This is a genomic window from Croceivirga thetidis (genome assembly GCF_012272815.1).
Taxonomy (GTDB): Bacteria; Bacteroidota; Bacteroidia; order Flavobacteriales; family Flavobacteriaceae; genus Croceivirga; species Croceivirga thetidis.
On the sequence record NZ_JAAWWL010000002.1, the window covers coordinates 111238 to 123733 of the forward strand.

Below are 12496 nucleotides of genomic sequence, written 5' to 3' on the forward strand. Positions count from 1 at the left end.
AACACCTCACCAAATGAAAAGAAATTACCTTTCTCAGTACAAGGTTGTACGCTTATTTTTCAAATGCAGTACGGCCTTATTTTTTTGCCTCTTTTTCCAGTTTTCTTTCGCTCAGAATTACCAATTGGTATTTGAGGATGAGTTCGATGGAACAGCGGTTGATTTAACCAATTGGACCTTCCAAATTGGCGATGGAACCAGCGAAGGAATTCCCGGTTGGGGAAACAATGAACTACAGTATTACCGAGAAGAGAATACTACGGTTGCCAATGGTTTTATGACCATAACCGCAAAAGAAGAGAGCTTTGGCGGTTACAATTACACTTCATCAAGGCTGATAACCAAGAACAAACAGGATTTTACCTATGGTAGAATGGAAATGCGGGCAAAAATGCCGATTGGTAAAGGCATGTGGCCAGCATTTTGGATGTTGTTTACTGACCCAACGATTTATGGTAGTTGGGCTGCCGGAGGTGAAATCGATATTATGGAATATCTCGGGGACAAACCTGAGGAAATCATCGGTACCATCCATTATGGTCAACCTTTCCCCGGTAATTTATTTACTACCGAAGAATTTATATTGACCGATGGCACCAATTTTAATGACGACTTTCATGAATTTGCCATAGAATGGGAACCCGGTGAGATTCGTTGGTACGTCGATGATATTTTATATGCAACCCAAAACGATTGGTTTTCCAATGGTGGTCCATACCCAGCACCTTTTGACCAACCTTTTCACTTTCTTTTGAATTTGGCCGTTGGGGGTAACCTACCCGGTAATCCTGACGCGACCACGGTATTTCCGCAAGAGTATGTAATCGACTATGTACGGGTTTATGAAGATTTAGACTTACCGACCGTGGTTTTGAACAGTCCATCTGACGGCGACACTTTTAGTGCTGGCGATGCTATTACACTTACGGCAACACCTGCTGCAACGCAAGGTGTAGATAAGGTTGAATTTTACCAAGGGGATCTAAAATTGGGTGAGGCCACTTCATCCCCTTATGAAATTACCATTTCCGATATAGCTGAAGGTAGTTATAGAATCCGTGCTTTGGTCATAGATTTGGCTGGTAAGATCAATTACTCGCCTTTTGCCGAAATACAGGTGGGTGCCGAAGATCAAGGTCCCTACGCCTTGGTGCCAGTGGGCATCCCCGGTATGGTTGAGGCCGAAAATTTTGATGTCGGAGGCCAAGGTGTTGCTTATAACGATTCCGACCCAACCTTAAACGAGGGTACGAAAGTCGTGGCCAATAGATATCGGAATGACGAAGGCCCTGACATTGAGCCAACTTCAGATACAGGTGGAGGTTCCAATATCGGTTTTGTTGCCGATGGGGAATGGTTGGAGTATACCGTTAATGTAGCACAGGCTGGTAGTTATGATATCATTGCAAGAGTTGCTTCAGGTGGAAGTTCCGGTTCGTTTAATCTCGAATTTGATGGCGTGGATAAGACAGGTGCAATTGGTGTTCCTGCCACAGGAGGTTTTCAGTCTTGGGCGGATGTTATTAAAGAAAGTGTAGTTCTTGAGGCAGGAATTCAGGTTTTACGCATCAACTTTTTAGTTGGTGGTTTTAATATCAATAAAATCACCTTTCAACCAGCCGACCCAAGTTCTGGCGAAAAAGTCGTCTTTGACGATATGGAACATGGTGATCCATTCAACAATGCGTGGTTCGCTTTTGGTGGTTCAGTCGGTGGCGGTGGGGTTGACCCCAATGCGAGCGATCTACCTCCTCTTAATGGTGGGGCTTTTTCACTACAGACCGGTTGGGGATCTGGCGGAACGCCTGGTTTTTATGGTGGTTTCGGCCGTACTAACCTGGTTAACATCTCGCAGACCACATTTTTCAATATGTGGATAAACCCAGACGCTGATCAAGATTATACCCTCGAAATCAATCTACAGGAACTCGATGAGGGCAATTCGGCCAGAGACGAATTTCAATACAATTTAACGGTAAGTCCAACTGGTCCAGGTGCAATTGCCGGAGGTGGTTGGCAGCTGATTTCTATACCCTTGACCGACTTTTTTGATGACAATTCAAATATTGTCGATGGCAATTCGGTATTGGATGACCTCATAGAAAATGTGGTGATTGCGGTGATAGGAAATACAGGTTCCGATGCCACCTTTAGAACGGATTATTGGTCGTTCACCAATGGACCACTTGGTCCTGAGATTATGGTTGATCCAATTTCACATGATTATGGTGATGCTGCCTTGAATACCACAAGTTCCCGTGTTTTTAGTGTGACCAACGAAGGCTGCACGGCGTTGAACATTACTGGTTTTAGTTTGACCGGTACCGATACCTCTGAATTTTCATTACCTAACGGAAATGACCCTTTTGTAGTGAGCCCTGGTCAATCGCAAAATATTTTGGTCAGATTTAACCCAACATCTTTAGGAGCCAAAACAGCTACCTTGACAATCAATAGTGATGATGCCGATGAAGGGTTAATTGAAATTCCATTGACCGGCACCGGCATTGAAGGTACAGGTACCAACAAGGTGGTATTTGACGATATGGAACATGGTGATCCAGATGCAGATTCGGGTTATTTTACGTTTAATGGGGAATCCACACCATCTGTAAGTGCGACCACCACAGATTTACCTCCAGAAGACGGTGGCGGTTTTGCCATTGACGTCAGCCTTGATGGAGGATCTGCAGGAGGCTTTTTAGGTGGCTTCGGAAGAACCTTCCCAATTGACTTGACAGATATGACCCATTTCAATTTCTGGATAAATCCGGATGCAGGTCAAGACTATACCATTGAGATACAGTTGCAGGAAGATGATAATGGCGATGATGATGTGCCATTCGGTTCTGCTGATGATGATGAATTCCAGTACAACCTGACCGTAAACGCATCGGGTCAGGCTGTAAGTGGAGGTGGATGGCAGTTGATTTCAATTCCGCTATCCAGCTTTTTTGATGACGGAACCTTTTTTGGTGGAAATGGAATTTTAGATCCCATTTCTACGGCTAATGGAGGCAATGGACAATTGGTAAATGTAATCTTCGGATTCTTGACAAATTCTGGAGCACCCATTAGCTTTAGAACAGACCTTTGGTGCTTTTCACAAGAACCTATTGATGAGACAGGACCGATGGTTGCTGCACCTGATCCAACCGAAGACCCGGCCAATGTCATTTCCTTGTTCAGTAATGTCTACGATGACGTACCAGTTGATACCTTTCGAACGGACTGGTCAAACGGAAATCTAGAAGACGTTCAAATAGAGGGTAATGATACCAAGAAGTACACCAACTTAAGTTTTGTAGGTATTGAGACGGTCGCGAACCAAATTGACATTACTGGAATGACACATTTCCATACGGATATTTGGACTCCTGATGCGACACAGTTTAGGATAAAGTTGGTTGATTTTGGAATGGATGGTGCTTTTGATGGCGGAGACGATGTTGAGCATGAGATAACCATTGAGAATCCAGCCCAAGGGGAGTGGGTAAGTTTGGATTTACCGCTTACTGATTTTACTGGGTTAACAACAAAAATGAACATTGCGCAACTGATATACTCAGGCCAACCTGCCGGTCAGTTTACGGTGTTTGTGGATAACATTTATTTCTACAATGCAGACGCTGCACCAGGTGACAAAGTGGTTTTTGATGATATGGAACATGGTGACCCATTCAATAACGGATGGTTTGCTTTCAATGGTGATGGGGGAGGTGGCCTAGACGCCAATTCCAGCGATTTACCTCCTGAAAATGGTGGTTCATTTTCATTGCAAACTGGTTGGGGTATCGGCACAGGAGGATTCGTAGGAGGTTTTGGTAGATCAAACACCGTCGATATTTCTGGAATGACCAACTTTGACATGTGGATCAACCCAGATGCAGCGCAAGACTACGTCCTTGAAATAAATCTACAAGAAGATGAAAATGGTGATGGTGCTCCGGATGAAGAATTTCAATACAACTTACCTATCAATCCAACTTCAACAATAAGTGCAGGTGGAGGATGGCAACAGGTTTCAATACCGTTGGCTGACTTCTTTGACGACAATAGTTTTCTTAATGGTGGTAATGGGGTAATGGATAATACCATTGTCAATATTGTTATTGCCGTTGTTAGTACTGCAGGAGGAGACGCCACGTTCAGAACCGATTTCTGGTGTTTTTCTCGAGAATCATCAGGCCCTTCAGAACCAATGGTAGCGGCACCTGACCCAACACAAGATCCAGCGAATGTGATTTCATTGTTCAGTGGCGTCTATAACGACGTTCCGGTAGATACTTTTAGAACCCCATGGTCTGATGCTACATTCGAAGATGTGCTTATTGAAGGCAATGCCACCAAAAAATATAGTGCACTGAATTTTGTTGGCATCGAGACCGTTGCAAACCAGATTGATGTAACGGGAATGACGCATTTCAGAACGGATATTTGGACTGCCGATGCGACACAGTTCAGGATAAAGCTTGTTGATTTTGGGGAAGACGGCGCCTTTGATGGTGGTGATGACGTTGAACATGAAATTACGATTGAGAATCCTGCACAAGGCGAATGGATAAGCTTGGATATTCCACTAGCGGACTTTACAGGTCTTACCAAAAAGATGAATATTGCGCAACTCATCTATGCAGGTCAACCTGCGGGGGAGTTCACCGTATTTATTGATAACATCTATTTCTACAATGCTGATGCGGGTACTGGTCCTACCGAACCAATGGTAGCTGCCCCTGACCCAACACAGGATTCAGCGAATGTCATTTCATTATTCAGTGGTGTCTACAACGATGTTCCGGTAGATACTTTTAGAACCCCATGGTCCGATGCAACATTGGAAGATGTACTGATAGAAGGCAACGCTACCAAGAAGTACAGTGCATTGAACTTTGTCGGTATTGAGACCGTTGCGAACCAGATTGATGCTACTGGAATGACGCATTTCAGCGTGGATGTTTGGTCGGCAGATGCTACCCAGTTCAGAATAAAGCTTGTTGATTTTGGGGAAGATGGTGCTTTTGATGGGGGTGATGACGTTGAACATGAATTAACCTTTGAGAATCCTGCACAAGGTGAATGGATAAGCTATGACATTCCATTGACGGCGTTTGAAGGTTTGACCAAGAAGATGAATATTGCACAGCTGATTTTTGCAGGTCAACCAGCTGGGGAGTTTACGGTATTCATTGACAATATATATTTCTATAACGCCGATACAGGTGGCGGAAATCCTGATTTTGCCCTCTACATCAATTCTGGTGGTGGTGAGACGGTATTCGAGGGCAAGACCTTCCAGGCGGACACTTATTTCAATGGTGGAGATGCCTATTCCAATGCCCTTGTTCCGGTAGCGGAGCTCCACCAGAGCGAGCGAACCTCAGGCAGTAAGGCCTTTGGCTATGGCATCCCCGTACCTGATGGGGAGTACGATGTATCACTGTACTTCACCGAACTGTTCTGGGGCTCTTTCGGCGGCGGCGTTGGCAGCCGTGTGTTCGATGTGATGCTTGAGGGCGGCACGGTGCTCGACGACTATGACATCATTGCAGAGGTGGGTGCCGGAGTACCGGTAAAGCGCACCTTCCGTGTAACGGTATCGGACGGGGAACTGAACATCGATTTGGACGCCCTTGGCCTTGATGGTCTTGACCAACCGACGCTATCGGGCATCTGCGTAGTGAGCGTTGGCGGTGGAGCGGTGAACACCAAACCCGTGATAACCCTCAACGGAGCAGCAAGCATCACCCTTAACGTAGGGGACACCTATGTAGAGGAAGGTGCCACAGCCACTGACCCCGAGGAGGGCGACCTACCTGTAGGTTCGATAACGATAGGTGGCGATACTGTTGATACAGGCACCCCTGGCACCTATGTGGTGACCTATAACGTAATGGACAGTGAGGGCCTTGCCGCCGACCAGGTAACAAGGACGGTGAGTGTTGAGACGCTTGACGAACCGAACTTCTCGGTATTCATCAACTCAGGTGGGGGAGAGACGATACTGGGGGGCAAGACCTTTGTGGCGGACACCTATTTCAATGGAGGCAATACGGCAGTGAACAACCTCTTGGCGGTAGCGGAGCTGCACAAGACGGAGCGCACCTCTGGCACGAAGGAGTTTGGCTATGACATTGCGGTACCCAACGCGGAGTACGACGTAACGCTGTACTTCACCGAGATATTCTGGGGCGCCTTCGGTGGCGGTCCTGGCAGCCGTGTGTTCGACGTGATGTTGGAGGGCGGCACGGTACTTGACGATTATGACATCATTGCCGATGTCGGTGCGGGCACAGCGGTATCGAAGACCTTCAGGGTCATGGTCTCCGATGGGCAGTTGGACATCGACCTTGACGCCCTTGGGGCAGATGGGGTGGACCAGCCCACACTATCTGGCATAGCGGTACAGAGCATAGGCGGCACGATAAACAACAAGCCTGTGATAAGCCTTAACGGCCTGGCGAACATCACCCTGACCGAAGGGGACGCCTATACCGAAGAAGGCGCAACGGCGAACGACCCAGAGGATGGCCCAGTAGCGGTGAGCATCGGTGGCGATACGGTTGATACAGGCACACCGGGCACTTATGTGGTGACCTATGACGCCGTCGATAGCCAAGGACTGGCGGCCGACCAGGTGGTCCGAACTGTAACGGTACAGGCTGATGGCCCAACGGACTTCGCCCTTCGCATCAACGCGGGAGGCCCCGAGACCGTATTGGGCGGTGATACCTTTATAGCGGACGCCTTCTTTACGGGCGGTAGCACGGCCAGCAATAGCGGTCTTGCGGTCCCTGAACTGCACCGGACGGAACGTTCCTCACCAACAAAGGAGTTCGGATACGAACTGCCATTGGTGAACGGACAGTACGAAGTGACGCTTTACTTTACTGAGATATTCTGGGGCCTAGGAACCCGACCAGGGGTAGGAGCCCGAGTGTTCGACGTACAGTTGGAGGGCAGCACGGTATTGGATGACTTTGACATTGTAGCCGACAGTGGTGCCGGGGTAGCGGTGAGCAAGACCTTTACGATAACGGTGTTGGACGGACAGTTCGACCTTTACCTGGAGAGCCTAGGTTCTGATGGTGCAAACCAACCGACGCTATCGGGCATAGAGATCGTATCGCAAGGTGGTTCAGGGGCCTCATTGATGGCGAACATCAATGCGATGTCGTTATCACCGAACCCAGCGAACATCACATCAGTGGTCTCCTTCGAGCAGCCGGAACAGATAGAGCAGATAAAGGTGTTCGATTTAACCGGTAGGCTGATACAGAGCTTCGATGCGAAGAAGATAAGAAGGGGCGATACCTTTGAGATGGACGTGTACCCGATACCAGCGGGGACGTACATAGTCAGGGCGGAGAGTCCTTCGGGTCTGGAGTACAACAAACAGATGGTGATAAAACGCTAATGAACACACCAAACTGACCAAAACAAAAAGCCGCTCCCGGGAGCGGCTTTTTAATTTCCTGAATATTAATCGAATAAATTCGATATTTGAAGTACAAAACATTAACCATCCAACGAAATGAAAAAGATAGTTCCCCTATTTCTTTTGTTGTTCTGTTTTTTTGGAAGAGCGCAAAGTGAATTTGAAGAAGGTATTACAGCCTTAAAGGCCCAAATTAAAAATTCAGAAGGCTCCCAAAAACTTATGCTTTTGGATAGCCTAAGTCGTTATATAACCAGCCAGCGGTCAGGTTACAATTTTGACTCCATAACCAGGGCCACCATTGAACTAGCATACGAATTGGATTCCTTCGCCATTGGTTTGGCATCTACCGATGACCTCATTTTTTTTCATGCCAATAGGTCTGGAACCCCGGAAGAAGGGATTAAGATTTTTGAGGAGTTCAAAGCCAGAAACCATGAAGAATCAGATAAAAGAATGTTGGCCAAACTATATACCAACGCTGGGGACGCCTACTTTTTCTCAGGAAAACTCGAGGCTTCAATACCCGTTTACAATGAAGCGGAGAAATATGCGCTAATGGCCAACGACAGCAGTCGCTACGCCATCGCTAGAACATACAAAGCAGGTGCTTATGTCGACCAAGGTGACTATGCTACTGGATCACAATTATTGAAGGAAACTGCCTTACTGTTTACAAAACTTAATGACACCGTGAACATCCTTATGTCCCGGGGGTCGCTCGCTAATATTTATGGTAAAATTGGTTTTTCAAATGAAGCCAAAAAGGAAAGGGACGAATTGATAAGATTAGCTGAGCTGACCAAAAATTACTATTCCCTAATACCTAATCTTTATAATGCTTCCTTGGGGGCAAAAAAGGATGGGGATTTAGAGCTTGCCCTCCAATATCTTACCACAGCCTCAGATTATTCCAAGGGAATGGAAAATAAAATACCTGCGAATGTTGTGGTTGACTATGCCTTGTTGACCACGCATTCCCAGAATAAAGATTTGGTAAAGGCCAAGGAGTTCTATGAGTTGGTTAAGAACAAATATGGGAATTTGACTACCATTCCTTTTGAGGGCGAATACCTGCATAGCATCTCTGAATATTATATGGCCATTGGGGCATATGATAAAGCGCAAAAGGCGATTACTAAAAAGCTGAACATCTATCTCGAAGCAAAAAACAGTCAGGGTATTTATGAAGGTTACGATTCGCAAGCGAAAGTTTCTGAAGCTAAAGGTGATTATAAGACTGCCCTGTTGTATTCAAAAAAGTACAATGCATACCAAGATTCCATAAATGGGGTGAAAAAGGCATTGGGGGTTTCTTATTACCAAACGCTGTACGAAACCGAGAAACGTGATTTTAAAATTCAAGAACAGGCTACAGAAATATCCCTGTTGGATGCGAAAAATAGAATAAAATCACAATGGATGCTTTTTGGTGGAATTGGTTTGGTGGCCTTGTTCACCATTATCTATTTATTTCGATCTAACAAGTTTGCTCGGACAAAACAAGAGCTTCAAGAACAGTTTTCCCAAGACTTGATTAAAGAACAGGAACAAGAACGAACTCGACTTGCCCGAGAATTACACGATAGTGTAGGTCAAAAATTGATGTTGTTGACGAAACAGACCAAAACTATTGGTAACCCTAATATGGAAAACTTGGCAGATAATACACTCGCAGAAATACGTAGTATCTCTAGAGGGCTCTACCCTGCAAATCTGGAGCGTTTGGGACTAACGGAATCCATAAACGCTTTGGTCTATGATATCAATTCAAATACGGATTTATTCTTTACCGAAGAAATTGAGAATGTCGATAATCTTTTATCAAAAGATGCTGAATTACATTTGTATCGCATAATCCAAGAGTCGTTGAATAATGTTGTCAAGCATTCTGAGGCAAAAGCAATAGAAATGAAAGTCAATAAGGTTTCTGATGGCATTTCGGTTTTGGTGAAGGATAATGGCAAAGGCTTTGATTTTGAAAAGAAGTACAAAAACCTGAGTTTGGGGCTAAAAACCCTCTATGAACGTGCAAAAATTTTAGGGGCCAAAATTGATATCAATAGCCAATTGGCCAAGGGGACAGCACTTCGTTTAACGATACCAATTTAGTAGGATGAATAAAAGCGAAATAACCTTAATTACAGCAGATGATCATCCCATGCTCTTGAAAGGGCTTAGTGATGAATTGCAACTTAATGGCTATACGGTTTTGGGTCAAGCTGGTAATGGTGCCCAAGCCTTGGAGTTGATTTTATTTCATAAGCCGATTTTGGCCTTTTTGGATATCGATATGCCCATCTTGAACGGTTTTGAGGTCATCAGAACAGCACGTAGTAAAGGTTCGCAAACAAAGTTCATTATTCTATCTTTTCACAAAGAGCCCTATTATATCGCACAGGCAAAGGCATTACAGATTGATGGTTATTTACTTAAAGAGGATTCCTTTCTCGAAGTCAATAATTGTATTAAAAAGATAATGGATGGAACGACGTATTTCAGTCGGTCGATTGATGGCAAACAAATAGTTCAGGCCACCGATGAACTGGGTCGTTTGGACAGGTTGTCCCTTTCTGAAATCAAAATATTGAAACTGATTGCCAAAGAAATTTCGAACCAAGATATTGCCGATCAACTTTCGCTTTCGGTGCGTACCATTGAAAAACACCGCAGCAATATCATCGAAAAGTTGGAGCTGCAAAAAGGGAATAATGCCCTAACCAAATGGGCACTCATCAATAGAAGTGTGATTCTTACCAAATAGTTCAAAAATTTATTTCACATTTCCTCTTATACGTACCAGTACGTAGAAATTGCGAGATGGCTCTTATTTTACAACTTACCTATCCACATTAATTTTACACTTAGTAAAGGAATTGAATTTCCAATTTCTTGGTGGTAAGAGGAGACCGCATTAAATGAGATTAAAAAGTTGATTTATGATGGGGTAGGTAAGCAGTTCTCCCCCTTCATTGTTTAATGAGCGCTCCTGCCCCTGAAAATATTGTTGTAGAGTACAAAGAAGTAAGTAAGGGAAACACTTTTTTATAAGACTTTACATGCGTCGAAAGACGTTATCCATAATGTTCATCGCATGGTTAGAACCGCCTTATAGGGCGGTTTTTTCTTTGATATGAAATGGTGAATTGCGAAAAAAAAGTGTCTTGAACTATTCTTGCATGGTATGGTATACGTTCTGAACATCATCATCCTCTTCTATCAACTCCAACAATTTTTCAATATCAGCCATTTGCTCTTCGTTGAGTGCTTTGGTAACTTGAGGAATACGCTCAAAGCCTGAAGACAAAATTTCAATTTCCCTTGATTCCAGTTCTTTTTGGATGCCACCAAAACTTTCGAATGGTGCATATATTAAAATGCCGTCCTCGTCAACAAATACTTCTTCAGCACCAAAATCAATCATATCCAATTCGAGCTCTTCTGGGTCAATTCCCTCTGCCGGTATTCTGAAATTGCAGGTATGGTCAAACATAAACTCTACAGAACCGGAAGTACCTAAGCTACCGTCACATTTGTTGAAATAACTCCTAACATTTGCTACGGTTCGGGTGTTGTTGTCCGTTGCGGTTTCTATCAAAACGGCAATACCGTGGGGACCGTAGCCCTCAAAAAGCACTTCCTTATAATCGCCTTGTGATTTGTCAGAAGCCCTTTTAATGGCGCGTTCAATATTATCTTTGGGCATGTTCACCGCTTTGGCATTCTGAATTACCGCCCTTAGTCGTGAATTCGCATCTGGATCTGGTCCACCTTCCTTAACAGCCATCACAATATCTTTTCCAATTCTTGTGAATGCTTTGGACATTGCTGCCCATCTTTTCATTTTTCTGGCTTTCCTGAACTCAAAAGCTCTTCCCATACCTTTAATTTTTGAATAGAAACAAATTTAAAAAAACACCAAACTTTTTCTAATTAGCTATTGAATAGATTTTCAATGGTGTGTGCCAAATCAAAGTCTTTTTTGGTAATGCCTTGCGCATCGTGGGTATTTAATCTGATTGTTAGTCTATTGTAGACATTTTCCCAATCGGGGTGGTGCCCCTGTAGTTCACACTCGAAGGCAACCCTAGTCATGAACGCGAAAGTTTGTTTGAAGTTCTTAAAGTTGAAGATTTTAGTAATACTACCTTCTTCATAAGACCAATCAGGTAATATTCGCAACGCCTCTTTTATCTCGGTTTCATTTAATCTTTCCATAGTAATGCATTTAGTCGACAGTTAAATGATGATCTATAATTTCTTGATACCCTATTCTTAGATTTTTGGGGAGTTTGTTCTTTTTCGGCAATGCAGCGAGATACCGATCTTCGTTTGTAGTGTATACTTTTTTATAGATTGGGTTAAAGTTACCCAATCGGTTGACAACTTCATGTATGAACTCCTCGTGATGAACCAAGTCGGTACTGCCCAAATGATAGATGCCCGTCTTGTCATGGTTTATCAAATAATGTATTTGTTGGGTAAGGCGATCATCGTTTGTAACATTGATAATTAGATTCGGAAAGACCTCAATTGGCTCCTTATCAAGCAAATTTTTTTTAATCTCTTTAATTCTAGGGGAGGTGTTACCAAAGACCATAGGTACCCGTAAAATTGCCATTTTTTCTGACGGTAGCCGCATAAGCATATTTTCGATTTTTATCTTCAATCGCCCATAAATGCTTTCTGATAATGTTTTATCCGTTTCGTAAGACGGAAACTTGCTGTAGGCATCAAAAACATTTGCAGAAGAGAGAAAATAAAGCTTGCAATCGTTCAAGACCAAATACTCCATGAGATGTTGGTGCAATTGTATTTGACTTGCAAACTCTCCTCTTAAAGAAGAAATTATAAAATCTGGCTGTACCTTTTTTAGAATCTGGAAGACATCATCTTCCCGCATATCATATTGGAAGAATTGTTGATTACCATCATAGGCCCTATTGGTAAAGTAGGTGCCATAGGTATCAAAATAGTCGTCTAATTCTCGGTAAATGGAACGGCCTATAAAGCCGCTGCCTCCCAATATTAATATTCGTTTACTTTTTTTCTCCAAATTTG

At 43.9% G+C, this 12496-nt stretch carries 6 protein-coding genes; 3 read left to right on the plus strand and 3 right to left on the minus strand.

Annotated elements, in window-relative coordinates; all coding sequences use genetic code 11:
• Positions 1-13 precede the first annotated feature (13 nt).
• From HCU67_RS08330 to HCU67_RS08340, 3 genes are all read left to right on the plus strand, one after another.
• Complete coding sequence (locus HCU67_RS08330) at positions 14-7414, plus strand: malectin domain-containing carbohydrate-binding protein (protein ID WP_168552184.1); 7401 nt, start codon at positions 14-16, stop codon at positions 7412-7414.
• A 117-nt stretch (positions 7415-7531) separates the two neighbouring features.
• Positions 7532-9547 carry a tetratricopeptide repeat-containing sensor histidine kinase gene (locus tag HCU67_RS08335; RefSeq protein WP_168552185.1) on the plus strand — a complete coding sequence of 672 codons (2016 nt, stop codon included), beginning with the start codon at positions 7532-7534 and terminating at the stop codon, positions 9545-9547.
• A 4-nt stretch (positions 9548-9551) separates the two neighbouring features.
• Entirely contained in the window at positions 9552-10199 is a 648-nt protein-coding gene (locus HCU67_RS08340; protein WP_168552186.1) for a response regulator, read from the plus strand.
• Positions 10200-10604: 405 nt separating this feature from the next.
• Here the strand turns inward: HCU67_RS08340 and HCU67_RS08345 are convergent, their stop codons facing one another.
• The 3 genes from HCU67_RS08345 to HCU67_RS08355 are packed head-to-tail and all read right to left on the minus strand — an operon-like array spanning position 10605 to position 12491.
• Entirely contained in the window at positions 10605-11315 is a 711-nt protein-coding gene (locus tag HCU67_RS08345) for a YebC/PmpR family DNA-binding transcriptional regulator (RefSeq protein WP_168552187.1), read from the minus strand.
• Between the two features lie 53 nt (positions 11316-11368).
• Positions 11369-11653, minus strand: coding sequence for a 4a-hydroxytetrahydrobiopterin dehydratase (locus tag HCU67_RS08350; protein ID WP_168552188.1), 285 nt, complete (start codon positions 11651-11653; stop codon positions 11369-11371).
• Between the two features lie 10 nt (positions 11654-11663).
• On the minus strand, positions 11664-12491 hold the full coding sequence (locus HCU67_RS08355) for a sugar nucleotide-binding protein (protein WP_168552189.1): 828 nt from the start codon (positions 12489-12491) through the stop codon (positions 11664-11666).
• Between the last annotated feature and the right edge of the window lie 5 nt (positions 12492-12496).